This window comes from Terriglobus saanensis SP1PR4 (assembly GCF_000179915.2).
In the GTDB taxonomy this organism is placed as follows: Bacteria; Acidobacteriota; Terriglobia; order Terriglobales; family Acidobacteriaceae; genus Terriglobus; species Terriglobus saanensis.
Genome location: NC_014963.1, coordinates 1,249,355 through 1,274,143 on the forward strand (window position 1 = coordinate 1,249,355; position 24,789 = coordinate 1,274,143).

The 24,789-nt window shown below is 58.8% G+C and carries 24 protein-coding genes; 18 read left to right on the forward strand and 6 right to left on the reverse strand.

Features of this window, described 5'->3' with window-relative positions:
• Positions 1 to 29: 29 nt before the first annotated feature.
• The 9 genes from fliD (at position 30) to ACIPR4_RS05270 (ending at position 10,172) form a co-directional block, all read left to right on the forward strand.
• Entirely contained in the window at positions 30 to 1,409 is a 1,380-nt protein-coding gene (fliD, locus tag ACIPR4_RS05230) for a flagellar filament capping protein FliD (RefSeq protein ID WP_013567612.1), read from the forward strand.
• Positions 1,410 to 1,417: 8 nt separating this feature from the next.
• Positions 1,418 to 1,891: a flagellar export chaperone FliS gene (locus ACIPR4_RS05235; RefSeq protein WP_013567613.1), complete on the forward strand. Its 474-nt coding sequence runs from the start codon at positions 1,418 to 1,420 to the stop codon at positions 1,889 to 1,891.
• Positions 1,892 to 1,989: 98 nt separating this feature from the next.
• The gene (locus ACIPR4_RS05240; protein WP_013567614.1) at positions 1,990 to 2,748 is read left to right on the forward strand and encodes an SDR family NAD(P)-dependent oxidoreductase; all 759 of its coding nucleotides are present in this window, start codon (positions 1,990 to 1,992) and stop codon (positions 2,746 to 2,748) included.
• Between the two features lie 9 nt (positions 2,749 to 2,757).
• Positions 2,758 to 3,588: an amidohydrolase family protein gene (locus ACIPR4_RS05245; protein WP_013567615.1), complete on the forward strand. Its 831-nt coding sequence runs from the start codon at positions 2,758 to 2,760 to the stop codon at positions 3,586 to 3,588.
• Between the two features lie 348 nt (positions 3,589 to 3,936).
• Positions 3,937 to 4,332, forward strand: a complete 396-nt coding sequence (locus ACIPR4_RS05250) for a hypothetical protein (RefSeq protein WP_013567616.1) — start codon at positions 3,937 to 3,939, stop codon at positions 4,330 to 4,332.
• A 60-nt stretch (positions 4,333 to 4,392) separates the two neighbouring features.
• On the forward strand, positions 4,393 to 5,577 hold the full coding sequence (locus ACIPR4_RS05255) for an acyltransferase family protein (RefSeq protein ID WP_013567617.1): 1,185 nt from the start codon (positions 4,393 to 4,395) through the stop codon (positions 5,575 to 5,577).
• Between the two features lie 80 nt (positions 5,578 to 5,657).
• A complete protein-coding gene (locus tag ACIPR4_RS05260; RefSeq protein ID WP_245536461.1) occupies positions 5,658 to 6,491 on the forward strand; it encodes a TIM barrel protein in 834 nt (277 codons plus the stop codon).
• Positions 6,492 to 6,574: 83 nt separating this feature from the next.
• Positions 6,575 to 7,066, forward strand: coding sequence for a heme-degrading domain-containing protein (locus tag ACIPR4_RS05265; RefSeq protein ID WP_013567619.1), 492 nt, complete (start codon positions 6,575 to 6,577; stop codon positions 7,064 to 7,066).
• A 16-nt stretch (positions 7,067 to 7,082) separates the two neighbouring features.
• Complete coding sequence (locus ACIPR4_RS05270) at positions 7,083 to 10,172, forward strand: FAD-binding and (Fe-S)-binding domain-containing protein (RefSeq protein WP_013567620.1); 3,090 nt, start codon at positions 7,083 to 7,085, stop codon at positions 10,170 to 10,172.
• 317 nt (positions 10,173 to 10,489) lie between these two features.
• Here ACIPR4_RS05270 and ACIPR4_RS05275 read toward each other — a convergent pair whose 3' ends face one another.
• Positions 10,490 to 10,981 (reverse strand): TlpA family protein disulfide reductase, encoded by a 492-nt coding sequence (locus ACIPR4_RS05275; protein ID WP_013567621.1) that lies wholly within the window; start codon positions 10,979 to 10,981, stop codon positions 10,490 to 10,492.
• A 23-nt stretch (positions 10,982 to 11,004) separates the two neighbouring features.
• On the opposite strand from ACIPR4_RS05275, the gene ACIPR4_RS05280 reads away from it, so the two are divergent.
• The gene (locus ACIPR4_RS05280) at positions 11,005 to 12,060 is read left to right on the forward strand and encodes a glycosyltransferase family 2 protein (protein ID WP_013567622.1); all 1,056 of its coding nucleotides are present in this window, start codon (positions 11,005 to 11,007) and stop codon (positions 12,058 to 12,060) included.
• The gene (locus ACIPR4_RS05285) at positions 12,057 to 13,343 is read left to right on the forward strand and encodes an MFS transporter (protein WP_013567623.1); all 1,287 of its coding nucleotides are present in this window, start codon (positions 12,057 to 12,059) and stop codon (positions 13,341 to 13,343) included. Before ACIPR4_RS05280 ends, ACIPR4_RS05285 begins: the two co-directional genes overlap by 4 nt.
• A 139-nt stretch (positions 13,344 to 13,482) precedes the next feature.
• On the opposite strand, the gene ACIPR4_RS05290 is transcribed toward ACIPR4_RS05285, so the two are convergent.
• The 3 genes from ACIPR4_RS05290 to ACIPR4_RS05300 are packed head-to-tail and all read right to left on the reverse strand — an operon-like array spanning position 13,483 to position 16,360.
• Positions 13,483 to 14,511 (reverse strand): ComEC/Rec2 family competence protein, encoded by a 1,029-nt coding sequence (locus ACIPR4_RS05290; RefSeq protein WP_013567624.1) that lies wholly within the window; start codon positions 14,509 to 14,511, stop codon positions 13,483 to 13,485.
• Entirely contained in the window at positions 14,508 to 15,314 is an 807-nt protein-coding gene (locus ACIPR4_RS05295; RefSeq protein ID WP_013567625.1) for an SDR family NAD(P)-dependent oxidoreductase, read from the reverse strand. Before ACIPR4_RS05295 ends, ACIPR4_RS05290 begins: the two co-directional genes overlap by 4 nt.
• The gene (locus ACIPR4_RS05300) at positions 15,311 to 16,360 is read right to left on the reverse strand and encodes a galactitol-1-phosphate 5-dehydrogenase (RefSeq protein WP_013567626.1); all 1,050 of its coding nucleotides are present in this window, start codon (positions 16,358 to 16,360) and stop codon (positions 15,311 to 15,313) included. Before ACIPR4_RS05300 ends, ACIPR4_RS05295 begins: the two co-directional genes overlap by 4 nt.
• Positions 16,361 to 16,428: 68 nt before the next feature.
• Here ACIPR4_RS05300 and ACIPR4_RS05305 point away from each other — a divergent pair, with 68 nt between their 5' ends.
• Genes ACIPR4_RS05305 through truB form a run of 5 tightly spaced genes read left to right on the forward strand, consistent with a single transcriptional unit; the run spans position 16,429 to position 20,083 of the window.
• Complete coding sequence (locus ACIPR4_RS05305) at positions 16,429 to 17,703, forward strand: hypothetical protein (RefSeq protein WP_013567627.1); 1,275 nt, start codon at positions 16,429 to 16,431, stop codon at positions 17,701 to 17,703.
• A gap of 41 nt (positions 17,704 to 17,744) precedes the next feature.
• The gene (locus ACIPR4_RS05310) at positions 17,745 to 18,158 is read left to right on the forward strand and encodes a 6-pyruvoyl trahydropterin synthase family protein (protein WP_013567628.1); all 414 of its coding nucleotides are present in this window, start codon (positions 17,745 to 17,747) and stop codon (positions 18,156 to 18,158) included.
• Positions 18,155 to 18,601 carry a 6-carboxytetrahydropterin synthase gene (locus ACIPR4_RS05315; protein WP_013567629.1) on the forward strand — a complete coding sequence of 149 codons (447 nt, stop codon included), beginning with the start codon at positions 18,155 to 18,157 and terminating at the stop codon, positions 18,599 to 18,601. The genes ACIPR4_RS05310 and ACIPR4_RS05315 overlap by 4 nt, the downstream gene beginning before the upstream one ends.
• Positions 18,602 to 18,629: 28 nt before the next feature.
• A complete protein-coding gene (gene folE / locus ACIPR4_RS05320) occupies positions 18,630 to 19,211 on the forward strand; it encodes a GTP cyclohydrolase I FolE (protein ID WP_013567630.1) in 582 nt (193 codons plus the stop codon).
• Positions 19,208 to 20,083, forward strand: a complete 876-nt coding sequence (gene truB, locus ACIPR4_RS05325) for a tRNA pseudouridine(55) synthase TruB (RefSeq protein ID WP_013567631.1) — start codon at positions 19,208 to 19,210, stop codon at positions 20,081 to 20,083. Before folE ends, truB begins: the two co-directional genes overlap by 4 nt.
• 3 nt (positions 20,084 to 20,086) lie before the next feature.
• On the opposite strand, the gene ACIPR4_RS05330 is transcribed toward truB, so the two are convergent.
• Positions 20,087 to 20,830: an arylesterase gene (locus ACIPR4_RS05330; protein ID WP_013567632.1), complete on the reverse strand. Its 744-nt coding sequence runs from the start codon at positions 20,828 to 20,830 to the stop codon at positions 20,087 to 20,089.
• Between the two features lie 62 nt (positions 20,831 to 20,892).
• On the opposite strand from ACIPR4_RS05330, the gene ACIPR4_RS05335 reads away from it, so the two are divergent.
• Both ACIPR4_RS05335 and ACIPR4_RS05340 read left to right on the forward strand, forming a co-directional pair.
• A complete protein-coding gene (locus ACIPR4_RS05335) occupies positions 20,893 to 21,570 on the forward strand; it encodes an ABC transporter ATP-binding protein (RefSeq protein WP_245536463.1) in 678 nt (225 codons plus the stop codon).
• Positions 21,570 to 24,134, forward strand: a complete 2,565-nt coding sequence (locus ACIPR4_RS05340; protein ID WP_013567634.1) for an ABC transporter permease — start codon at positions 21,570 to 21,572, stop codon at positions 24,132 to 24,134. Before ACIPR4_RS05335 ends, ACIPR4_RS05340 begins: the two co-directional genes overlap by 1 nt.
• Positions 24,135 to 24,194: 60 nt before the next feature.
• On the opposite strand, the gene ACIPR4_RS05345 is transcribed toward ACIPR4_RS05340, so the two are convergent.
• A complete protein-coding gene (locus ACIPR4_RS05345) occupies positions 24,195 to 24,782 on the reverse strand; it encodes a winged helix-turn-helix transcriptional regulator (protein ID WP_222829260.1) in 588 nt (195 codons plus the stop codon).
• Between the last annotated feature and the right edge of the window lie 7 nt (positions 24,783 to 24,789).

Consider the following 24,789-nt stretch of genomic DNA (forward strand, 5'->3'; position numbering starts at 1 on the left):
TCCCCCAGAGCGTGCGAGGAGGCGAGTGGATGTCTACAGTCGGAATCAACTTTGGATCGGCTACGAGCGGGACGGGATTTGATGTAGCCAGCACGGTTGCCAGCATTATGGCTATTCAGCGAACCCCCGAGACAGCGTGGGCGGCGCAAACTACTGCGTTGAAGGCGCAGGACACGGCGCTGACCGCCTTGGGAACCGACCTTTCCAATCTGTCGACCGCCCTGTCGGCCCTGACAGCCTTCGACGGCGCCATGTCTGCGAAGAGCGGCGCCAGCTCGGACACCACGGTTGCCACGTTGCTCTCAGCTGACTTCACGGCGCGCGCTGGCACCCATATCCTCAAAGTCGGTCAACTGGCTCAGACTTCGGCTCAGAACTCTGACCCCGTGGCCGCCACAGATACTCTGAGCGGGACCTTTACCTTCCAGGTGGGTAACGGCAAGGCGACGACAATCACGCTGGACAGTACCAACAACACTCTGGCGGGACTGGCAGCAGCGATCAATGCGTCCGGCGCAGGCGTAACGGCGGACGTGGTCACAGGAACCTCTGGCTCTCGTATCTCGCTGATCAGCCAGACCAGCGGTGTAGCGGGCAACATTACTGTTTCGGGAGCGTTGACGGACTCCACCACTTCGAGCGCGGTGAACTTCAATGTGAGCCAGGCGGGGCAGGACGCGGCCTTCACGATCGACGGCATCGACATGACCAGCAGTAGCAACACGGTATCGACCGCCATTCCTGGAGTCACCATGCAGTTACTCTCTGTCACGCCAACCTCTGACACCGCTGGGACGCAGATCCAGATCGTCAACGACACCTCGACGGTCTCCAGCGCGCTGAACAGTTTTGTCACCGCTTACAACCAACTCATCACCGATATGGCGACGCAGGAAGGCAAGGACTCCACCGGTGCCGCTGAACCGCTCTACGGTTCGTCGGTGCTTTCGCAGATCCAGTCCCAGATCTCCCTCGCCTTGGGAACGGCATCCTCAGGAAGCGGAAGTATGCAATACCTTACCCAACTTGGAATCACGACGAACACAGACGGAACGCTCTCGCTCGACAGCAGTCAGCTCTCTTCGGAGCTGAGTTCGGACTTCAATGACGTGACCACCTTCTTTCAAAATGTGGGCAGCTTTGGGCAGAGTATGCTTACGACGATCAATGGTCTGGGTACAGCTGGCGCCAACAGCACGATCAAGCTGGCTCTCTCGGAAAATTCGGACCAGGAAACCACCCTTGCCGACAACACGAGCGCACTCGAACTCCGGCTCACCTCCTACCAGGCTTCCCTCACTACGGAACTCAACACGGCGAACCAGATTCTTCAGGGCATTCCGGGGCAACTGGATGAAGTGAACCAGATCTTCGACGCGATCACTGGGAACCACAACAGCAACAATTAGGAGCGACCATGAACTATCAGGAGCAGGCCCTCGCGGGTGCAACCGGTGTCGACCTCATTCTGGCGCTGTACGACGGTGCGGTACGTTTTCTCTACCGCGCGATCCGTGCCGTGGAAGAAGAAGATGTAGTGGAACGCCGCTTTGCCGTCAAGCGCGCGCTCGACATCCTGATGTACCTGCAGGCGCGCCTCCGGCCAGACATTGGCGGAGCTCCCGCGATCTCCCTCGCGGATTTTTATGCTGCGATGTTCAAGATGACGCTCGAAGCCTCCTTCCATGCTTCGAAAGAAGAGTTTCTTGGTGTGATCGCCTGCATACGCAACGTGCGGGAGGCCTGGGTCGTCGTAGCGCAGGATCCTGCCGCAAATCGCGCGTTACCCCGCGAGCTTCGGACGGCGGAAGAGAAGCGATCTCCCGCGAGTCTCGTACAAAGAAAGACCGCTGTCGCCGCACCCTCCGGACGCTCTGCCTGGAGTGCATGATCGTCTGATCTTCCGGCATCTGCATTGACATGCCCGTTTGGCTTCATTACAACCAAGACGCACACCCAAAAGAGGCATGACGAGGTGTGGAGGTTGAAATGAAGCATACAGATCTGACAGGAAAACACGCCGTAGTGACTGGCGCGGCCAGCGGTATTGGGGAAGCGATCGCACGCTGTTTTGTAGAAGCGGGTGCGAACGTCACCCTGCTCGATGTGAATGAAGTGCGCGTGCAGGAAGCGGCATCCAAGCTGGGCGAAGCCGCTGCCGGAGTAGCCTGCGATATTACCCAGGAAGACGCGGTCCGCAAAACGTTTGAAGGCTTCCCCGGTGTCGACATTCTCGTCAACAGCGCAGGCATTGCGCACGTCGGCACGCTTCTCACCACCGCGCCAGCAGACTTCGACCGTCTTTTTAACGTCAACGTACGTGGGACTTATCTCTGCATGCAGGTTGCCGTTCCCAAAATGGTGGAAGGCGGAGGCGGCACAATTCTGAACATGGCCTCGATCGCCGCCACCTCGGGTCTTCCGGACAGGTTCGCCTACTCCATGACCAAGGGGGCTGTGCTCTCTATGACCCTCTCCGTAGCGCGTGACTACATCGACAAGAAGGTGCGCTGCAACTGCATCTCTCCCGCGCGTGTGCATACGCCGTTCGTCGATGGCTTCGTCGCGAAGAACTACCCCGGCCGGGAGGCCGAAATGTTTGAGAAGCTGGGGAAATCGCAGCCCATCGGACGTATGGGAACGCCGGACGAGATCGCCCTGCTCGTGCTCTATCTCTGCAGCGAAGCCTCCAGCTTCGTCACCGGGTGCGATTATCCGATCGATGGCGGCTTCTTCAACCTTCGCTAGGAGCACGCAATGCGGGTGATCGACAGCCATCAACACTTCTGGCGATATTCGCCGGAAGAGTACGACTGGATCGATGGCAGCATGGAGAAGCTGCGGACGGATTTCCTCCCTGTGGAACTGCAGCCGGAGATGGCATCCGCGCGAGTGGACGCCTGCGTCGCGGTGCAGGCCCGACAGACCGTGGAAGAGACGGAGTGGCTGCTCGACCTCGCCGCAACCTCACCATTCATAGCAGGCGTTGTGGGATGGGCACCGATCGCTGCTCCGGAGTTCCCGGCGATACTCGCCCAGATCGGGGCTAACCCCGTGCTCAAAGGTCTGCGCCATATAGTGCAGGCGGAGCTGCAGGCCCGCTTTCTCCTGCAATCAGCCTTTCGACAGGGGATACGCGAGATCACCCGCGCCGGTCTGGTCTACGACATCCTCATCCTTCCGCACCAGCTCCCGCAGGCCATCGAATTCGTGGACGAACACCCACAACAGAGCTTCGTCCTGGATCACGCCGCTAAACCGCCGCTGCGCTCCGGCGATCTCGCCGTTTGGGAACGGGACTTCCGCGCACTCGCTCGGCGGGAAAACGTCTGTTGCAAACTCTCAGGTCTGGTCACCGAAGCCGATTGGAACACCTGGACGGAAGAGAGCCTCCGGCCCGTCTTCGACATCATGGTGGAGTCTTTTACCCCACAGCGCATGATGGCGGGATCGGATTGGCCGGTCTGCACGGTTGCCACAAACTACGATGCATGGTGGTCTCTGCTTCGAAGAGGTGTGGCGAAACTCTCTGACGCGGAACAGACAGCGGTGCTTGGCGGTACGGCGGAACGTATTTACAAGCTTTGAGATTCAGAGTTCAGGATTTGCATCTTTACTGTATGACGCACAAAGATGCCCAATTTTTTCACTGGGTGGATGTGGGCTGTTTGTCATTCCAAGCGCCATTAGAAAGGCGCGCGTATCTGCTTGAAAATCAGAGGTTTCTAAGATCTCTTCGGGCCATTCCTCTGCCCGTATCTATGCCTCTAGAAGCCTCCGAACGGGCTTCTCTTTGAACATCCGTAAGAAGAGGAAACCAACATCGCTTCTGCTGCGTCTCATTTACAGGTAAGGGTCTGCTTTCCAGCACGTTTGAGAGCGGGTGGCGCGCCTACTTGGGTCTACCTAATTCGCATCGTTTGAAGGGTTGCAGATATGAGCAATATGCTAAGTTCCTGGAAAGAAATTGCGCAGTTTTTTGGCAAGGGTGTGCGGACCGTACAGCGCTGGGAAAAGACGCTGGATCTTCCCATTCATCGTCCACCAGGAGCGCCCAGCAATGTGGTTCTAGCCCGCGAAAGCGATCTGGAAGCATGGATGCATCGCGGTTTACCTCAGGCAGAACAAGCGTCAGCCGCATCCGAAGACCTTGATCATGCCTTTGAGATCATCCACGCGCGTCTGCGTGAGTTGGAATCGGGAAACCTTGAGGCCGGTCGGTCGCGGGAAGAAGAGATTAAAAGTCTCTCCGAGCATATCGAAGCCTTGCGTGCCGCAGTACATGCGGCCAACGGGCGACAGAGCGTCTCCGACGGTTCCATTGCGGCTTAGCCTCCTGGGATAAGCCATTTCACCGTGGCGAATCGCCGCCCGGCATGAGATTATCCCGGAATGGTCGAAACCAAGGCAGCCCCTACCCAGAGGATTCTCTCCGTCGATGTTCTACGTGGCCTTACGGTCGCGTTCATGATCCTGGTGAACGATCCAGGGGATGGCCATGTGGCCTATGCTCCCCTGGATCATGCTCCCTGGAACGGCTGGACACCAACGGACATGGTCTTTCCCACGTTTCTCTTTCTCGTGGGATGCTCCATCGTCTTTTCCATCACCTCGCGCCTGAAGCGCGGCGATAGCAAGAGCCGAATTGCCCTTCAGGTCATCCGACGCACCATCTATCTTCTGGCTATCAACTACGCCATTCGCCTCATCCCTCAGTTTCATTACGGAAGAATGCGGCTTTTCGGGGTTCTCCCCCGCATTGCGATCTGTTATCTGATCGCGGCGCTTCTTTTTCTCTGGCTGCAGCGCGCGCGATGGATCGCCGTCGCTGTCGTCACACTCTTGGTGGGCTACTGGGCGCTGATGCGCTTCGTTCCTATTCCCGGCGCTGGAATGCCGGTGCATGATTTCCCCCTGATGGACCAGTTCAATAACCTGCCATCGTACATCGACCGTGGATTCAACGACTTCACGCAGCGTTTCCTGCATACCGGATCGTTGTACGAGAAGACCCGCGATCCCGAAGGTATCCTGAGCACGCTTCCCGCCGTGGGAACAGCCCTCCTCGGCGTACTCAATGGAAAGCTGCTGCGTTCGAATACGCCTCCGGTAAAAGTCAGCGCCATCCTGTTGGGCGGCGGAGTTTTGAGTATTGCCTTGGGCTATCTCTGGAATCCCTGGTTTCCCTTCAACAAGAATCTTTGGACGAGCTCGTATGTGCTGCTCGCCGCCGGAATCGCCGCTCTGCTCCTCGGTATCTCGTTCTTCCTCTTCGATGTGAAGAAGTGGCAGCACACCTCAAAGATGATCCGCATTCTCGCCTGGCCCTGCATCGTCTTTGGGTCGAACGCGATCGTGGCCTATGTCACACCAAGCATCTATGGAAAGATTCTTGGGTACATTCACATCCCTGATGGCGACCGAACCGTCACCCCACTCCGTTGGCTCTATCTGCACGTCTTCGCGCATTGGGGATCGACGGCGAACACCTCGCTGGCCTACTCGCTCTTCTACGTGGTGCTCTGCTTTATTCCGGCCTGGCTGTTGTGGCGCAAGGGAATGTTTCTCCGCGTTTGAAGCGAGGATTCTTTTGGCCGTTGGAGAAATGTAGACGATCGTGCGTTGTGCACAGTAGTATGCCGTGCATGAACGCTTCCATGAACCGCCGTGACCTTCTACTCGGAGGCGCGGCCCTGACCGCCTCCGCCGCCCTCCCCAGCTCGCTCTTCGCCGCCGGTTTGAAGAAGTCGCCCATCCGTCTTGGCATCGCCAGCTACACCTTCCGTCAGTTCAAGCCGGACCAGGTCATCGGATTCATGAAACAGCTCAACTGTACATACCTGAACCTGAAGGACGTGCACCTCCCCATGACGCCCCTCAGCGATGTTCCCGCACTGGCCAAGCACTATCGTGACGCGGGCCTGGAGCTGACCGACGCTGGCGCAATCTACTTCAAGGTCGACACAGATGAAGACGTTCGCCCCAAGTTCGAATATCTGAAAGCCGCAGGTATCAAGAGCTTTGTTGGTTCTCCCACGCACGAGATCCTGCCCCGCGTCGAAAAGTTCGTCAAGGAATATGACATACGCATGGCCATGCATAACCACGGCCCCGAAGATCACGAGTGGCCCTCGCCCTATGACATTGAGAAGGTGATCCGCCCCATGGACCATCGCATCGGCTGGTGCATCGACGTCGGCCACACCATGCGTACTAAGACAGACCCCGTCGCGGCCATCAAGATGGCGGGAGACCGTCTCTACGACGTACACATGAAGGACCTCGCCGACCCAACTTCAAAGGAGAGCCAGGTAGCGGTCGGTGAAGGGAAGATGCCGGTCAAAGAGATCTTCCAGGCGCTGATTGGGATCAAGTACAAGTACTTTGTCGATCTGGAGTACGAGATCCACGGCGACGATCCCATGCCCGGTGTCCTGAAGAGCTTTGCCTCCATGCGCAAGACGCTGGCGGAGATGGGCTACTCCGCATAAATCGGCTCAAGCTTTAGAGCGGCGCACGGAGTTTCACACTCCGTGCGCCGCTCTCTTGAGAATGTCGTATCGTCAGAAAGATCATGCCAGACCATACCGCAGACATCGCTCGCATCGCTTATCAGGAAACAGAACTGGCGCTTCCACGCTTCAACCTTGAGATTGCATGGCAGCTTGGCGAACGCGCCCGCTCGCTCTCTGTAGAACGCGGATACAAGCTCGCCATCGAGGTTCGCCGCGGCCCCGCAACCGTCTTCCTTACTGCAATGGATGGCACCACGCCAAGCTCGGTGGACTGGCTTCGCCGCAAGGCCAACACCTGCGCGTGGTTTGCACGCAGTACCTATTCCACCGGCCTGCAATTGGCACAGAAGAGCCAGACACTCGCCCGCCACGCCCTGGCAGATCGAGACTACGCCGCCGATGGTGGCTCGGTTCCGCTCATGGTAAAAGATGCAGGGCTGGTCGGCAGCCTTACAATTTCAGGTCTCGACCAGCGAGCGGATCACGAACTGGCAATTGAGGTTCTCTGCCTGCATCTGGGACGCAGCTACGCCGAACTCAAGCTCGATTAGGTATCCTCAACCTCTCATGAGTACCGTCCAGATCACGCCGCTCAAACCTCTACCGCCCTCTTCGCACGCCTATCCGGTAGATGCCTTCGCGCAGGCCAGTGCGCTCGAAGCCGAGCTTAAGCGCACGATCACGGGCGAGGTGCGTTTCGATCGCGGCACACGGGCGCTCTACGCGACGGACGGCTCCAACTATCGGCAGGTGCCCATTGGTGTCGTGATCCCGCGTACGCGTGAAGATGTGATCGCCACCGTTGCGGCCTGCCGCAAGTTCGATGCGCCCGTGCTCTCGCGGGGGGCGGGAACGTCCCTCGCGGGCCAATGTACGAACGTCGCGGTGATCCTGGATTTTTCCAAGTATCTGAACCGCGTCCTAGAGCTGAACAAGGATGCCGCTTACGCCATCGTGGAACCGGGCATCGTTCTGGACGACCTCCGTCGTCAGGCCGTGGCTGTCGGGTTGACCTTCGCACCCGATCCCGCGACGCACTCGCACTGCACGCTGGGCGGGATGATCGGCAACAACTCCTGCGGCTCGCACGCACTCATGGGCGGCAAGACGGACGACAACACGCTCGAGTTGGAGGTGCTGCTCTACGACGGAACCATCCTGACCGTCGGCGAAACCAGCGAGGCCCAGCTTGCACAGAAGATCGCCGCAGGTGGTCGCGAGGGCGAGATTTACGCAGGCCTGCAGCGGATTCGCGATCGGTACGCCGCGCTGGTCAAAGAGAAGTTCCCGGACATTCCCCGGCGTGTGTCTGGATATAACCTGGACCGCCTCGCGCCGGAAGAGAACTTCAACGTGGCCCGCGCTCTGGTTGGTTCGGAATCGACCTGCGTCGTCGTGCTTTCGGCGAAGCTACGGCTGGTCACGAACCCGCCGTATCGCACGCTCGTCGTCTGCGGTTATCCGGATATTTTTTTGGCGAGCGACCATCTTCCGCAGATCCTCGAACACAAGCCCATTGCCGTGGAAGGCTTCGACCGCAAGCTGGTGGAGTTTATGCGCGTGAAGTCCATGCTGCCAAACAATATCGCGCTGCTGCCGGGCGGTGATGGTTGGCTCTACGTCGAGTTTGGCGCACACACGGAAGAAGAATCACGCGAACAGGCGCACCGCTTCGCACAGCAGATTGCGGCGAACCCACTCTCTCCCGAGATCGTCATCGATGCGCGCGTCATCGAGCCGATGGCCGAGCAGAAGCGCCTCTGGGAGGTGCGCGAATCCGGCCTGGGTGCGACCGCGTTCGTGCCCGGACGCAGCCCCGGCTGGGAGGGTTGGGAGGACCACGCCGTCGCGCCGGAGCAGCTCGGAGCCTATCTCCGCGACTTCATGGATCTCGTCCACAGCTTCGGTTATGAGACCGCGCTCTATGGGCACTTCGGACAGGGATGCGTACACAACCGCATCAACTTCGATCTCGTAACGGAAGATGGCATCCGCAAGTTTCGCGCCTTCCTCGATCGCGCTACTGATCTCGTCGTTCAGCACGGCGGTTCGCTTTCCGGCGAACACGGCGACGGACAGGCGCGTGGCGCGCTGCTGGAGCGCATGTTCGGCTCGGAGATCATGCAGGCCTTCGAAGAATTCAAAGAGCTTTGGGACCCGGACTGGAAGATGAATCCCGGCAAGCTCGTCCGCGCGCGGCAACCGCACGCGGACTTGCGCTATGGCGCGGATTTTTCACCGTCGGAGCCGAAGCATACGCACTTCCACTTCATCTCCGACGGCAACAGCTTCTCCCACGCCACGCAGCGGTGCGTCGGCGTGGGCAAGTGCCGCAAGGACGAGGGCGGCACCATGTGCCCGTCGTATATGGCTACGAAGGAAGAACGGCACTCCACGCGCGGCCGCGCCCATGCGCTCTTCGAGATGCTGCAGGGCGAGGTGATCGGTAAAAAAGGAACCGTCGATTGGAACGATCACGACGTGAAGGAGACGCTCGACCTCTGTCTCTCGTGCAAGGCCTGCAAGTCGGAGTGCCCGGTGCAGGTGGACATCGCGACCTATAAGTCGGAGTTCATGTCGCACTTCTACAAAAACAATGCCCGTCCACTGAACGCCTATGCGTTTGGGCACATCGATAAATGGGCCCGGATGGCGGCGTTTGCACCGGAGCTCCTGAATCTTTCTCTGAAGATCCCAGGCGTTGCTGCGCTGAGCAAATGGGTCCTGAATATTCCGCAGGAACGGACGATTCCGGAGTTTGCTCCCTACAACTTCAAGTCCAAATTTCACGCAAAGCTACGGACGTCGAACAAGGACGTTCTCCTCTGGCCGGATACCTTCAATAATTACTTCGCGCCGCAAGCTGCAGAGGCCGCTGTCCGCGTTCTGGAGAATGCCGGATTCAACGTGCTCGTGCCGCGCGATCACGTCTGCTGTGGACGTCCGCTTTATGACTTCGGCTTTCTCGACGAAGCGAAGAAGTACATGCAGCGCAACCTCGACCGCATCGGCTGTCTGATTGATGCGGGCGTGCCCGTCGTCGTGTTGGAGCCAAGCTGTGCCTCTGTCTTCCGCGATGACCTGAAAGACCTTTTCCCGCACGATGAACGCGCGAAGAAGCTATCGCTGCAAACCTACCTGCTCAGTGAATTTCTCGAACAGCATGCGCCGGATTGGAAGCCCACGCAATGGAGTGTGAAGACTCTGCTGCACGGGCACTGCCATCACAAGGCGCTGATGAAGATGACCTCGCAGGAGGCCGTACTGAAGCGCATGGGTGCAGAGTTCACAACGCTCGATGCTGGCTGCTGCGGTATGGCGGGGCCGTTCGGATTTGAGAAGGACAAGTACGAGGTCTCGCAGACACTGGCGAACCGCGTTCTGGTTCCTGCGGTCACGGCGGCTGCGACCTCCACGGTGGTCACGACCGATGGTTTCTCCTGTAAGGAGGCGGTGGGACAGAACTCCGCGCGGCACGGGTTGCATCTGGCGGAACTGCTCGACCTGGCAAACCACCCGGAGCGGAACTTGGCTACGCCGGACGAGCTTGCGCGGCGGCCTTTGACGAAGGCTCGAAAGAGAGCGCGGGTGAAGATCCTTGTGCTCTGCGGAGCCATTGTCGCCTCGGTGGTGGCCGCGCTGGAAATGGCGCCTTAGCGAGGGTTATTCACTTTGTCATCCCGTAGCGCAGCGAAGGGATCTGCTTCTTTTTGAGCATCGCCAACGCTGTCAAGCCCCTGTGAACCTGCAATGCCTGTAAACCACTGAAATCATGCGCAATATAGGTCGGCCAAATTTGCCGATTTACCCATTCCAAATTGCTAGAATTAAAACAGCAGGGGAAGATCCGTATTTGGATCTTCCCCTGTTTTACATAGACCGGGTTTTCTCTTCCTGAGAAATCAGGTTTGTGCGCTCTGCGCGACCCCACCCTTTCGCGATGAAGCTGCGAAAGAATGGGGCACGAGGAGGAGTTACAGTTTTCCGAGGTAGCTGGTGACTTCGGGATTCGTCCAATCCTGTGCGCCAATGAACTTGCGGCGGACGGAGCCGGTGCGATCGATGATGAAGGTCTCAGGAACCTGAACAGAGCCAAACTTCAGGTTAGCGCCCTCGCTGCCGTCGCGAATGGAGTACAGCGTGACAGAATACTCCTTGAGGAAGTCCTTATAAGCCTGTGGGTCATCGTCGATGGAGACGGCAACCACCTGGATCTGTGGCATCTGCTTCTGCAGTGCCATGAGCGAGGGAAGTTCCTGGATGCAGGGCTGGCACCACGTGGCCCAGAAGTTGAGCACGACAATATGGCCGCGCGATTGGGCGAGATCGAACGATCTGGTTCCGTCATTCACGGCAAAGACTGGAGCGGGTTGGGCGATCTGCCTTGGGTGGCCGCCACGGTCGCAACCGGACGCTCCTGTGAGGACGGCAAAGAGAACAAGGGCGGCGGCGAGGCGAGTCTTCATCGCTTTCTATAATACGGAGCGTGATGGAAGAGCGGGAAACGAAGCCGAAGGTAGTTTGCGTGTTGGTCCCTGCACGCAATGAAGAACGCAACCTGCGCACCTGCGTCGAATCGTTGATCGCCCAGTCAGAGGCGACCTTTGCGCTCGATCAGGATTGGTCAATCGTGATTGTGGACGACCACTCGACGGACGACACGCTGAAGATCGCGCGTTCGCTGGCTGCGGAACATCCGGGAATCCTGGTTTTAAAGGCCCCGGAGCTAAAGCGCGAGCGGCACGGTTTTACCGGTAAGAACAATGCTCTCTGGTTTGGTGCGCAAGACGATACTGCGAAGACGTCGGAATGGCTTCTGTTCACCGATGCCGACACCGTGCATGAAGAAGGTTCTCTGCATCGCGCGATTACGGAGGCGGAGCGGCACGAGCTAGCGATGCTGAGTTACTCTCCTCGGCAGGTTACGACTGGCTTGGTACAGCGCGCGGTCATGCCGCTGGTCTTCTCTGAGCTGGCGAGCGTGTATCCACCGAAGAAGATCAACGATCCATCCAGCCCGATTGCCGCTGCGAATGGACAGTTCCTCCTGGCGAATCGCGAGGTTTACTTTGAGGTCGGAGGCCATCGCGCGGTTGCGGACAAGGTGTTGGAAGACGTGGCGCTGGCGCGCCTGATCAAGCGGCGGCATGCGATCCGTCTGCGCTATGCTCCCGACGCGGTGAGCGCGCGGATGTATGAGGGAATCGGAGACATGTGGGCAGGCTGGACCAAGAATCTGGCACTGCTCTTCGGGAACCCGCTCTTTCTCGCAGCCAACCGGTTGCTGGATTTTCTGCTGCTGTTCGGACTTCCGGTTGCGGCAATTTTGTTGCCGATGACCTATCAGAAGGCCGCAGCAGGGCTTCTGTTTGTGCGTGTACTCTTCAGGTACTACAACCGCGTGTCGCGCTCGAACTTTCCACTCATCGACCTGCTGTTAAGTGTTCTTGCACTGCCGGTCTTCGCGGCGATGCTGGTCCGAAGCTGGCAGAAGGTAACCTTGCTGAAGCGAGTGGAGTGGAAGGGCAGAGAGTACACCACGTGATCGAACGAACGAGTGCAGGCGTGCCGCGGCGGCGGTGGAGGATCGCATGGCTGCTCGGGCTGGGCGTTCTCGTCAACTACTTCGACCGCGTGAACCTGTCGGTTTCGCACGAGGCGCTGTACACGACCTTCGGGATTTCGACGGTCACCTTCGGTTATCTCTCCGGCGCGTACAACTGGACGTATGCGATGTGCCAGTTGCCGGTGGGCGTGATCTTGGATCGGTTTGGCATCAAGCGCGTCGGGCGAGTAAGTTCCTTTCTCTGGAGTCTGGCTTCGTTCGGCGCGGCGACCACCCCGGGTATCGGTGGATTTTTCGCGGCGCGCTTTCTGTTGGGTGTTGGTGAGGCCCCCACGTTTCCCGCGAACGCAAAGGCGATCGGTAAATGGTTTCCCAAAAGCGAGAGAAGCTTTGCGACGGCGATCTTCGACGCCGCAGCCAAGTTCGCCTCTGCGATTGGTGTACCGGTCATCGGGCTGATCCTGTTGAAGGTGGGCTGGCGGTGGAGCTTCGCCCTGACCGGCGTTGTGAGCGTGCTTTACTTCGGTCTCTTCTGGCTGGTCTATCGCGATCCTGAAGACGACCCAAAGTTGACGAACGTCGAACGCGACTACATTGCGGATGACGTTCCAATCACTGCGGTCGAAGAGCGGGCATCGCTTGGGGCCCTGCTGCGGCAGCGCAAGGTGATCGCTATGGTGCTCGGCTTTGGCTCTTACAACTATGTGTTTTATCTGCTGCTCACGTGGCTGCCGACGTATCTTTCATCCGCGCTGCATATCGATCTGATGCACTCGTTTCTCTACACGGGTGTGCCATGGCTCTTTGCCACGGTGACGGACCTGATCGTCGGTGGATGGCTGGTGGACGCGTTGATCCGTCGCGGTTGGGACGCGAACCGTGTGCGCAAGGTGATTCTGATCGGCGGCACGGCCTGCGGTCTGGGCATCTTGGGTGCGGCCTATGCGCATACGCCAATGCGTGCGTTGATCTGGATCAGTATTTCGATTGGCGGGCTGGCCGCTGCGGCTCCCGTGGGGTGGTCGATGCCTTCGCTCATCGCTCCGAAGGGAAGCGTCGGTACGGTGGGTGGGATTGTGAATCTCTCGAATCAGATCTCGGGGATCTCTGCGCCAATCATCACGGGATATCTCGTGGCGGCGCGGCATAACTTCGCCTGGGCGTTTGGGGTGTCGGCGGTGTATCTGCTGATTGGGATTGCGGCGTATTTGTTCCTGCTCGGGAGGATTGAGCCGATGGATGTGGAGACGACGACGGTTTAGAAAACCAGATTCGTTCCCCACTTTTGTCATCCCGCAGCGAAGCGGAGGGATCTGCTTTTGGCTTTCCTGACAAATCCGTTTGTGCGCTCCGCGCGACCCCACCCTTTCGCAAAGAGCGCGAAAGAATGGGGCACGGGGCTTAGCGTACGGCGTAGTGCTTTGCCTGTGCCGTTCGTGCGTTGATTACGTCGAAGCTACCGTCCCGGTTGCCGATCAGTTCGATGCCATTCCCTGCGTCGGTGCCGGTGAGGTTGGCGATGTTCGCCGCGCTGGTGTTGTGGGCGTCAGCACCTTCGGCGGAGTAGTGAAGCTGCCACAAGTCTTCCAGACCGGGTGAGCTGCGGATGGTGTCGAGCACGGGAATCGAGCCACCCTTGGTCTCTCCGTTGTCCATGATGGCTACACGTGGGTGGATCGCGTGAACAAGCGCGGGGCTCGAGCTCTGATACCAGCCGTGGTGGGAGACGATATACACGTCCACCGTGCCAATCGGGTTCGTCGGGCACATGAGTTGCATCTCTTTGTCCCACGTCAGGTCGCCGAGGTCGAGCAGCTTCAGTTTGCCGAAGGTGACGCGTATACCGAGTGAGTGACTGTTCTCCGTCTTGTCGTCAGGGTGCTTCTCGGATTTTGCGCAATAGGGATTCGGCGCGCCTTCTCCGGGCAGAGCAGTCTTGAGCAGGTTGCCGTCGGCGCTGATCACCTTGGCATACAGCCCGGTGAGAGGAAGCACATCGCCAGGCTTTGCGATGATGTGGGTGTAGTGACCCTCTCTCAGAACCTTGTGATAAGCCTCGTAGTCGCTCACGACGCCAGCGTTTTCGGTCTCGCGGTTGATGCCGTGGTCGATGAATGCACCCACCGGAATCCGTTGCACAAGCTGCGGGATTCCACCAATGTGGTCGTCGTGAAAGTGCGTGATGAGGACGTAGTCGATCTTCGTGATCCCCGCGCTCTTTGCGGCGGCGGCGATGCGGTCGGCGTCACGGAAGTCGTGGCCGGGCCAGCCAGTGTCGATCAGAAGTGATTCACCCTTGGGCGTGACGAAGAGCGTGGATTGTCCCCCTTCCACGTCGATGAAGAAGACGCGAAGCTTGTCCGTCTTCGCCTGTGCGAGAAGAGTGGTGGAGATGAGGCAGGCAGCGACGAAGGCGAGCAGGCGTTTCATGCTTTTACTCCTGAAGGTGGGGGTACCGTAGCGCGGGTCGAGCCAGTGGAGATGCCGCCGTCGACGAGCAGCGTCTGTCCTGTGATGTAGCGGCTGGACTCCGAGGCGAGGAAGACCACAGCGCCGTCGAGATCATGCGCCTGTCCCGGACGCTTTACAGGGATACGGTCGACGAGGTACTCGACCCACTCCTTGTTGTCGTAGAGCACTTTGTTCTGCTCGGTGCGAAACCAGCCGGGGGCGAGGCAGTTTACGGTAATACCGTGCTTGCCCCAGTCGTCCGCGAGACTCATGGTGAGCTGACGCACGCCGCCGCGACTGGCTCCGTAAGGAGCAAGGCTGGCGTAACCGAAGACGGATGTGACCGAGCCGATGTTGATGATGCGGCCGTAGTGGTGCGGCACCATGCGACGCGCGATCTGCTGCGCGACGAAGAAAGTGCCGCGCAGGTTCGTATCGAGGATGAGGTTCCAGTCGTCCCATGTGACGTCCAGCGCGGGCTTGCGGACGTTGCAGCCTGCGTTGTTTACAAGGATGTGGATCTGGCCGACGGCTGCTTCTGCTGCCGCGGCCATCGCTTCAATACTGGCCTGATCGCGAACATCAAGTTCGAGCGGTAGACAACGGCGACCGAGGGTTTCGATCTCGGCGACGAAGGGTGCGAGGTCGGCGAGCTTGCGGCTGGTTAGTATAAGGTCCGCGCCGGATTTCGCGAGAGCGCGACCGAAGTGCTGGCCGAGACCACGGCTGGCTCCTGTAACGAGTGCGGTCTGCCCGGTGAGGTCGAAGAGTTCGTTGGTCATGCCGCAGGCTCCTCGTCCGGAGAGAGAACGATCTTCATGAGGTTCGGTTCGCGGTTGTAGAGGCGTTCAAACCAGTCTGCACCGTCAGAAAGAGGTGCGATGGCAGTGATGAGAGGTGCCACCTTGATCTTGCCAGAGGCGATCAACTCCATGGCCTCCGGATACTCTCCCGCGGAGGCGCAAGAACCCTGCAGGCGGATCTGTCGTGTGACGACCTTCTGCAACGGCAGTGTGACTTCCTTTGCAATATTGCCCACGAGGGTGACTTTGCCGCCTTTGCGTGTGCAGTCGATGGCGGAGGTGACGGTCTCGTTGTGACCCACCGCTTCGAAGACGATATCGACGCCTTCGCCGGAGGTGTGTTGCAGGATCTTCTTCAGAAGATCTTCTCCGGAAGCGAGAAAGGTCTCATCCGCACCGAGGTTCTTTGCGAGATCCAGTCGGGTTGCGTCGATGTCTGCGACAAAGACGCGAGAGCAACCGAGAGCGCGCGCGGCCTGCACGAGCAGAAGGCCGATCATGCCTGCGCCGATGACCAGCGCGGTTTCTCCGCCATCAATTTCGGTAACGTGTACGGCGTGCAGCGCGACGGAGACGGCTTCCAGCATGGCGGCTTCGGGAAAGGAGAGATTATCCGGCAGGCGATAGAGAATGCGCTCTGGCACGGCGACGTACTCCGCGAAAGCGCCTTCGCGGTGAAACTCCGGACAGGAGACGCCGATGACCTGGCGGTTGTTGCAGAGGTTGACCTCGCCCTTGGCGCAGAAATCGCACTTGCCGCAGTAGACGGTGGAATCGAAGGTGACGCGGTCGCCAACCTTGTAGTCGTTGACGTGGGCCCCAAGCGCCGCGATGGTTCCAGAGGCCTCATGCCCCATGACGATGGGAGGAATGCGTCGGCCGGAGCTGCCATCGTATCCGTGGACATCGCTGCCGCAGATGCCGCAGGCGGCAACGCGCACCAGCACATCCTCCGCGCCAAGCGTCGGGGTTGGGAGATCGGCGATCTCCAGATGCTTGTATTCCGAGAGTAAAAGGGCCTGCATGGAGTGAAACCTCGTCCGATCAGGCTACAGCTTTCAACGCAACACTGAAAAGGCTGTAGTGTGGATGCATGAAGATTCCTGCCGTCTTCCTTGCATTTTGGACGTTGAGCGCCGGAGCGTCCGTGACTTTGCCCACGGGGACGCCGCTGGCAGTACGCATCGATGGCAATCTTCCCATGCATGCAGGGGCCGAGATTCGTGGGCATCTGATCTATGCGATCTATGAAAACAACAGGATTGCGATTCCAGAAAATACCGTCGTGCGCGGGCATGTGATGGAACTTACACCCGACCGGAGTAAGCGCGTTCATGCGCGTCTGCGGGGCGACTTCACGCCGTTCCATGTTCCGATTGTTGAGTTCAGCGCGATCGAGATGCCTGATGGCACGGTGCTTGCCGTAACAACTGGCGCGGCGACCAATGGCGCGCCAATTTACCGTGTTGTGGCTCCGCCGCCGAAGAAGGGCGGATTCGTCCGACAGCAGATGGACATGGTCAAGCAGGCGGCGAAGGATCGGGTCGCCGTAATCACCGGACCCGACAAGGGTGACCGCCTGAAGCAGCTTCTGTACAGTCAGCTTCCATATCATCCGGAGCGGATCGTGAAGGGAACCGCGTGGACGGTGGAGACCTCCGCTCCGCTTGAGATGATCCAGGGAACAACCGATGCAGTGACACCGTTGCCCGCAGTGGAGACACCGGAAAAACCGCCGACGTGGATCGTGCAGGCTTACCTCGCTGATGCGATCAGTTCGGGCGAGTCGAAGGCTGGGCAGCCAATTCGCGCCATCGTTGCGGCACCTGTCCTGAATCCTGATGGGACGGTGGCCGTTCCACAGGGATCTGTACTGACAGGAACGATCTCACAGACGCGGAAAGCGCGTAGCTTTGGCCGGGCGGGGGAGCTGCGGTTCAATTTTCGCCAATTGACGGTTCCGGGTGGCACAGCGCAAAGCGTACAGACGTCGATCAAGGGCGCGGATATCGCGGGCGATCTGGCGATGACCTCAGAGGGCGAAGTCAAGCCAAAGCCCAAGGATAAGTTAGTGGTTCCGTTGATTCTGCTTAGCCTGGCGGCTCGTCCCCTGGATCATGACGGCCATCATCAGATTGCAAAGAATGCAGGGGCTTCCAATGCAATCGGCGTTCTCGGATTCATCATCGGGACCGCGGCGCAGAAGCCTTATCTGGCGGCCGGGATCGGGTACTACGGAGCTACGATCTCTCTTTACGAGCGGATCTTCCGAAAGGGAGAAGAGATCTCCTTTCCGAAAGACACGCGCGTAGTCCTGCAGACGACGGCCCGGCGCAGTGCGGCGATGCCTCTGGGTAAGCCCCAGTAGAAAATGCATACCGGGGCATTAGGGGCTTATCCTAGATAGATATGATTTTTCTGACACGCAAGGCGGAGTTTTCATCGTCGCATTTCTACCGCAATCCAGAGTGGAGTGAAGAGGAGAACGTCCGCCGCTTTGGCAAGTGCGCCAACGTGCATGGGCACGGACACAACTACACACTGGAGGTGACGGTCGGTGGCGAGGTGGATCCCGTGACCGGCTTTGTGGTGGACCTGAAGTTGCTCAAAGAGATCCTGGAGCGAGAGGTCGTGAGCATCTACGACCATCGCCACCTGAACTACGAGGTTCCGGAGTTCGCTCACGTCATTCCAACGACGGAGAACATCGCTGTGGCGATCTGGCGTCGACTTGACGGCAAGATTCCAAACGCAAAGCTTGAGCGCGTGCGCGTCTACGAGATGCCGGATCTTTTCGCCGACTACTACGGAGAGAGCGCGTGACGCCCGTCGTCCATTTTTCCAGGCGCTATCGCTTTTCCTCCTCGCACCGCCTGCACGTGGGGACGATGAGTGAAGAGGAGAACTATGCCACGTTCGGCAAGTGCAATAACCCTTTTGGACATGGGCACAACTATGTGCTGGAAGTAACCGTGGCCGGGTCGGTGGATGCAGCGACGGGCATGGTGGTCGATATGGTGGCGCTGGACTCTCTTGTGAAGGAGCAGATTGTGGAGCGCTTCGATCAGACGCACCTTAACATAGACCCGCTCTTTGCCGGAGCGTTGGTGCCATCCACGGAAAATTTTGTGATTGAGGTAGAGAAGCTGTTGCTCAAAAGCGCGGATGCGCTGGGTGTTCGCCTGGTGCGTGTGCGGATGGAAGAGACGTCGAATAATTCGTTCGATCTGCTGCCGCAGGAACCACGCGACCGCGTGGTGTTTTAGGTTCGTTTCAAAAAGAAAGAGACCGTAAATGGTGAAGAGTTTGGAACAGGCAACAACGGAAGAACTGTACAGCGAAGTGTTGCGAAGGTTGGGTGAGGATCCGGAGCGCGATGGGCTTTTGAAGACGCCTGAGCGCGTCGCGAAGTCCATGGCGTTTCTGACGCAGGGGTATGCGCAGAATCCCACAGAGCTTCTGCGCGGTGCGTTGTTCGATGTGGACTATGACGAGATGGTGATTGTGCGGGACATCGAGTTCTACTCTTTGTGCGAGCATCACATGCTGCCATTTTTTGGCAAGGCGCACGTCGCATATATTCCGCAGGGCAAGGTCATCGGCTTGAGCAAGGTGGCCCGTCTGGTCGACCTTTTTGCGCGTCGTTTGCAGGTGCAGGAGCGCATGACGCGGCAGATTGCAGACGCGATCGTGGAAGCGATTGCGCCGCAAGGTGTGGGAGTCGTGGTGGAGGCGCAGCATCTCTGCATGATGATGCGTGGCGTGGAGAAGCAGCACAGCATGACGACGACCTCGGCGATGCTGGGGGCCTTTAGAAATGCAGCGCAGACGCGGAATGAGTTCCTGTCGTTGATTCGCCGACCGAGCGCCCTGTGAACGGTCTGCTGGTGTTGGATAAACCTTCCGGTATGACTTCCCACGATGTGGTCTATGCAGTGCGACGCGCAACGGGCGAGAAGTCGGTCGGGCATCTGGGAACACTGGACCCGATGGCGACGGGTGTTCTGCCTTTGCTGCTGGGCAAGTGGACGCGGTTGGCGCAGTTCTTCTCCGCAGCGGAGAAGGTGTACACGGGGACCATTCGCTTCTGTTGGGCGACGGACACCTACGACGCCGAGGGGACGCAGGCAGGCGAAATTGTTCCGCTGACCCTGGGCCTAGCGGAGTTGCAGAAGCTGGCGCTGCACTTTGCCGGCGAGATGGAGCAGATGCCTCCTGTGTTTTCCGCCAAGAAGATCGGCGGCGTACCGGCGTACAAGCTGGCGCGCGCGGGCAAAGAAGTTCCCGTGAAGCCCGCACGCATCTTCATTCATTCGTTTGTGTTGACCGGGCTGGAAGACGATGTTGCGAGCTTCGAGATGCACGTCTCGGCTGGTGGCTATGTACGTTCGGTCGCGCATGAACTGGGGCAGATGGCGGGTTGTGGCGCGCATCTTGCTTCTCTGCGCCGGACGCGCGCGGGAGATTTTTCGCTGGAACAGTCACTTACCCTGGATGCGATGTCAGCGCTCGCCGGTCGTGGCGAGTTGGAGGCCGCGCTGCCGCATCCGCGCACGCTTCTGCAACAACTGCCCTGCGTCACGGCGGATGAGGCTGCGGCGGGACGCTTGCGTAATGGTATGTCGGTCAATTTGCCGGAGTTCTCGCAGTCGCCGCTGGTGAAGATCTTTACCGGGCCGCGCGATCTGGTGGGCGTAGGGAAGCGGGTAGCCGGGACACTGGTACAGCCGTTCGTGAATCTTGCCTGAGGGTTACTTCTTCAGCATCGGTTGAATCAGCGAGAGGACATTTTTCGCGACCTGGCGTGCTCCCTGCGCCGTGGGGTGAATGCCGTCCGGCTGAATACCGCCCTGTACGCCGTAGACGTCTTTGAGAAGAAAGGGCAGGAGCGGGACGTGGTACTTCGTGGCGGCGAGGTGATAGGTGTCGTCGAAATCCTTCACGTAGGCTTTGCCGTACTGTGGCGGCAGGGTAATCCCAGCTAGAACCACCTGTGTGTGCGTGGGGACGAGCCTGGAGACGATGGCATCGAGGTTTGTGCGCGTGCTGGCGATGGGAAGGCCGCGCAGGCCGTCGTTGCCGCCAAACTCCACCACCACGATGGCAGGGGCGAGCGCCAGGACGCGGTCGATGCGTGCGAGGCCGTCTTTCGTGGTATCTCCCGAGATGCCGAGGTTGACGACGCGATAGCGGTATCCGGCGCTGTCGAGCGTGCGCTGCAACACGGCGGGGTAGCTGTCTTCGGAGTCGATACCGTAGCCCGCCGTGAGTGAGTCGCCAAAACAGGCGATGACTGGCCGACCGTCATTTTGTGCGATGGCACCCTCCCCGGCTGCAGGCTTGGATGCGGCGCGCTGGCGGGCCTGTTGTGCGGCTGCGTTAAGGTCAATCTCGGAAGAACGCTGAGAGGCCGGATCTGCCTTGCACCCAAAGATTGTGGCCGTCATCAAAAGAGTGATCACTGCGGCGGTGCGGCGCATCTGTATCATCGTCATCACACTAACTTAGCAAAGTAGAGGGCACGGGCTTGGCGGATGCAGCGATCGTTGTACGAGGTTTGACTCGTTCCATTTCCAATGGGACCCGTCAGGTGGAGATTTTACGCGGCATCTCGTTTGAAGTGGAGCGTGGCGAGTTTGTGGCGATCATGGGCTCTTCCGGTTCAGGCAAGAGTACGCTGCTGGGGCTGTTGGCAGGGTTGGACACGGCGACGAGCGGCGAGGTGGTGCTGAACGGCATCTCCATCACGAGCCTTGCTGAGGACACGCTGGCACAGATGCGCGGCAAGCTGATCGGCTTTGTCTTCCAAAGCTATCAACTCATCCCGACTTTGACGGCGTTGGAAAATGTTCTGCTGCCGTATGAGTTAAACGATTCGACCGGTGGCCTGAAGGCTGGAATTGAGAGAGCGCGCGAGCTTCTGGCCTCGGTCGGTCTGGGCGAGCGTGGAGATCATTATCCTATCCAGCTTTCGGGCGGAGAGCAGCAGAGGGTAGCGCTGGCGCGGGCGTTCATGATGCGTCCTCCGATTGTGCTGGCGGATGAGCCAACGGGGAATCTCGATACGGTCAACGGAGCTCAGGTGATGCGTCTTCTGGAGACATTGAATCGCGCCGAAGGCACAACGCTTGTTCTCGTCACGCATGACCCTGTAGTGGCAGAGCACGCGCGCCGGGTGATCACTTTGCGCGATGGTGCGATTGTGAGCGATGTGCGTAAGACGGTGACGGCGTAGTGGCTGCGCTGCGATGGAGTACGGCGGCCCGCATTGCGACGCGCGAACTGCACTCGTCGAAGGGTAAGTTCTTGTTTGTCGTTTTGAGCGTCGCTGTAGGTGTGGCTGCGCTCACGGGAGTGCGTGGATTTGCCGCATCCTTCAAGCAGACGCTGCTCGTAAGGGCACGATCAATCCTGGCTGCCGATCTGGCAGCGCGTATGTTCGCGCAGCCTTCGGAGAAGCAGGAAAAGGCGATCGACGCCCTGGCTTCTGACGGGGTCTCCGTAACGCCTGTGACAGAGATGTCAGGTATGGCGACGGCTGCCAACAGCTTCGATCCACTTCTGGTTGCGGTGAAGGCGATTGATCCCGCAGCCTATCCTTTCTACGGCAAGGTCGAACTCCAGCCCGCGATGACGCTGCAGGACGCGATGGCGCATGAAGGCGCCGTCGTGGGAGAAGATCTGCTCATTCGCCTGAAGCTGAAGACGGGCGATTCGATTCGGCTGGGCGATGCGACATTTCATGTCTCCGCAGTTGTTGTGAGCGAACCGGACAGGCTGTCGGGATCGTTTGCCGCGGGTCCGCGTGTTCTCATCTCCCAGTCTGAACTGGATGAGACGGGACTGATCGCTCCAGGATCACGCGCGGGGCAACGGTTTCTCTTCAAGCTGCCTGTAAAGGAAGACAAGGCCGTGGCGAAGTTGAAGTCGCGCGTGGAGGACATTCTTCCCGAGGCGCAGGTCTCGGATTATCGCGAGACAAATCCCGGCGTGACGATGGCGCTGGACCGCTCGACGTCTCTCCTCAGTCTCGTCAGCCTCGTGGCGCTTGTGCTCGGAGCGGTGGGCGTGGCGATGGCGATGCGGACGCATCTGCTGGAGCGCATGGATTCGATTGCGATCATGAAGTCGCTCGGAGCACAGAGTGGTCATGTGCTGCGCATCTATTTCCTTGAGACGGCGCTGTTGGGTATAGCTGGCGGCATCGCCGGCGTTCTGCTGGGCGTGGGCGTGCAGATGATCATGCCCCTGCTGCTGGTGAAGATGCTGGGCGTTGCACCCGATTTGCATCTCTCTGTCCGCACGATGCTGGCTGGACTGGCGACCGGCGTTGTGACGACGGTGCTGTTTACGTTGCCGCCTCTGCTCGACATTCGCAAAGTACGTCCCGCGTTGATCCTGCGGCGTGGCATGGAAGAGAATTCTGAAAACTGGTGGCGCGGCGGTTTGAAAAAACTACGCGCTGCGCCGATGCAGGTAATCGCGGCCCTGGGGATCCTTGCGGGTCTTGCACTGATTGCCACCGTGCTCTCGGATTCGCGTCAGGTCGGCATCGTCTTCACGATTGGTTTGGCGGCAGTTCTGCTTGTATTGATCGTAGCGAGCGCACTTCTGCTTTCAATGCTGCGTACTTTCCTGCGATCTGCGGGAATGAAGTTGCCTCCGGTGGTGCGGCACGGTCTGGCGAATCTCTATCGGCCCGGAAATCCTTCGGCTTCGTTGCTGGCCGCGCTGGGTCTGGGAGTTATGTTGATCGTTGCGGTGTATCTGGTGCAGAGCGCCTTTGTGCGCGATCTGAAGGTGAGCACGCGGCCCGATCTTCCCAATGTGTTTCTCATCGACATCGCGACAAACGAAGTAGAAAACCTTAGAGCGTTGCTGAAGAAGCAAGTGGGCGTGCACGGTGAGACAGAGCTTGTGCCTGTCGTCTCGTCACGCATATTGTCGGTGGACGGTGTGAATGCGGCGGACCTCAAGCTGAAGAACTTTCCCCGTCGCGCTCTGGCGAGCCTGCAGATTACGTGGAGCGATACGCTTCCCGTCGGAACGACCGTAGTGAAGGGCCAGTTCTGGAAGAGTGGCGAAAAGGGGCCTCTGCTGGCGATGGAAGAGGGCCGTGCGAAGCGGCTTGGGTTAAAACTGGGATCACGCGTCGTCTTCGGCGTGGGCGATGGCAGCGTGGATGCGACGCTCATTGCGCTGGTCAAGCCTGACGGTCAACACGCCTTCTCGCGGGCTGACTACATTCTTCCGCCGGCGGCGCTGGTGGGCGCACCCGTGGTCTGGTACGGAGGCGTGCATGTCGATCTCGACAAGGTAGGAGAGCTGCAAAGGACGATGTTCGCGAAGTACCCCACCGTCACAGTCATCAACGTGGCACAGGCGCTGGAGAACCTTCGCGGCATCCTGTTGCAGGTCACGCTGGTGATCGAGTTTCTCGCGGCGTTCTCGATTTTCGCGGGTCTGGTGATCCTGGCGAGTTCGATCGCAGGCACGCGCTATCGCAGAATCCGTGAAGTCGTCGTGTTGAAGACCCTCGGCGGTACACGCAGAAGGATTGCGGCGATCTTCTCGGTGGAGTTTGCCATGCTCGGCATGGTGGCGGGCGTGGTTGGCATCGTCTTTGCGAACTTTGTGGCGCGCGCCATATTGAAGCAGATGATCCTTCCATGGGAGCTGCCATGGAGAGCATCGTTGGTCGCGCTTGGGCTGACAGCGGTTCTGACGGTGGGTACCGGATGGGCCGCAAGCTTCCGCGTTTTGGGAAAAAAGCCATTAGAAGTATTGCGGGAAGAGTAGAAGCTCGCGGAGTGCGAGAGTGGCAAACGAAATAAATTTCGTCGAATCATTCGTCGGGCATTAAGCAAGAGTGGAGATTAGACGTCGGTTATCCGTCTGCGATTTAGATTTTGCTAGCGACTTAACTTTGGTATCGTGCTGCTTTTGTGCGGAAATAATGTAGTCGTAATGATCAATAATCCAGTATTCCATTTGTTTCATAAGACGACCTAAAGAATGGCCAACCTCTGTCAGGCTGTACTCGACCCTAAGAGGAAGTGCTCTGTAGTCGGTCCGTACGATGATTCCATTGCGCTCCAGATCGCGGAGAGTTTCGGTCAGCATTTTCTGTGAAATACCCGAAACCGAGCGACGAAGTTCTCCAGTGCGTACGGGACCATCTTTGAGCGTGCAAATGACCAGCATGGACCACTTACTTCCAACCAACTCCAGAACGTCACGCGACGGACAATCGACATTGAAAACATCTGCGGGTTTACATTCCATCTGAACCGCCCGGGCACCAAAAGGTACGTACTGTTCTTTCAGGAGCGTGCCATATATGCTCCGATTTGTCGACACGATTTCTACTTCTGTGTCGCGGAAGGACGGTATATGAAGGGTCAGGTAATCAGTCAGCAAGAGCAGTTTCAGGATCTCAAAAAACAACAGACCA

Excerpts from the sequence above, each read along its gene's own strand:
- ACIPR4_RS05290 (WP_013567624.1), bottom strand. The coding sequence starts at position 14,511 with ATGAAACGCCTGCTCGCCTTCGTCGCTGCCTGCCTCATCTCCACCACT.
- ACIPR4_RS05235 (WP_013567613.1), top strand. The coding sequence starts at position 1,418 with ATGAACTATCAGGAGCAGGCCCTCGCGGGTGCAACCGGTGTCGACCTC.
- ACIPR4_RS05330 (WP_013567632.1), bottom strand. The coding sequence starts at position 20,830 with ATGACGATGATACAGATGCGCCGCACCGCCGCAGTGATCACTCTTTTG.
- ACIPR4_RS05280 (WP_013567622.1), top strand. The coding sequence starts at position 11,005 with ATGGAAGAGCGGGAAACGAAGCCGAAGGTAGTTTGCGTGTTGGTCCCT.
- ACIPR4_RS05250 (WP_013567616.1), top strand. The coding sequence starts at position 3,937 with ATGAGCAATATGCTAAGTTCCTGGAAAGAAATTGCGCAGTTTTTTGGC.
- ACIPR4_RS05240 (WP_013567614.1), top strand. The coding sequence starts at position 1,990 with ATGAAGCATACAGATCTGACAGGAAAACACGCCGTAGTGACTGGCGCG.
- folE (WP_013567630.1), top strand. The coding sequence starts at position 18,630 with ATGGTGAAGAGTTTGGAACAGGCAACAACGGAAGAACTGTACAGCGAA.
- ACIPR4_RS05305 (WP_013567627.1), top strand. The coding sequence starts at position 16,429 with ATGAAGATTCCTGCCGTCTTCCTTGCATTTTGGACGTTGAGCGCCGGA.
- ACIPR4_RS05275 (WP_013567621.1), bottom strand. The coding sequence starts at position 10,981 with ATGAAGACTCGCCTCGCCGCCGCCCTTGTTCTCTTTGCCGTCCTCACA.
- ACIPR4_RS05265 (WP_013567619.1), top strand. The coding sequence starts at position 6,575 with ATGCCAGACCATACCGCAGACATCGCTCGCATCGCTTATCAGGAAACA.
- ACIPR4_RS05245 (WP_013567615.1), top strand. The coding sequence starts at position 2,758 with ATGCGGGTGATCGACAGCCATCAACACTTCTGGCGATATTCGCCGGAA.
- ACIPR4_RS05295 (WP_013567625.1), bottom strand. The coding sequence starts at position 15,314 with ATGACCAACGAACTCTTCGACCTCACCGGGCAGACCGCACTCGTTACA.
- ACIPR4_RS05310 (WP_013567628.1), top strand. The coding sequence starts at position 17,745 with ATGATTTTTCTGACACGCAAGGCGGAGTTTTCATCGTCGCATTTCTAC.
- ACIPR4_RS05270 (WP_013567620.1), top strand. The coding sequence starts at position 7,083 with ATGAGTACCGTCCAGATCACGCCGCTCAAACCTCTACCGCCCTCTTCG.
- ACIPR4_RS05300 (WP_013567626.1), bottom strand. The coding sequence starts at position 16,360 with ATGCAGGCCCTTTTACTCTCGGAATACAAGCATCTGGAGATCGCCGAT.
- ACIPR4_RS05260 (WP_245536461.1), top strand. The coding sequence starts at position 5,658 with ATGAACCGCCGTGACCTTCTACTCGGAGGCGCGGCCCTGACCGCCTCC.
- fliD (WP_013567612.1), top strand. The coding sequence starts at position 30 with ATGTCTACAGTCGGAATCAACTTTGGATCGGCTACGAGCGGGACGGGA.
- ACIPR4_RS05255 (WP_013567617.1), top strand. The coding sequence starts at position 4,393 with ATGGTCGAAACCAAGGCAGCCCCTACCCAGAGGATTCTCTCCGTCGAT.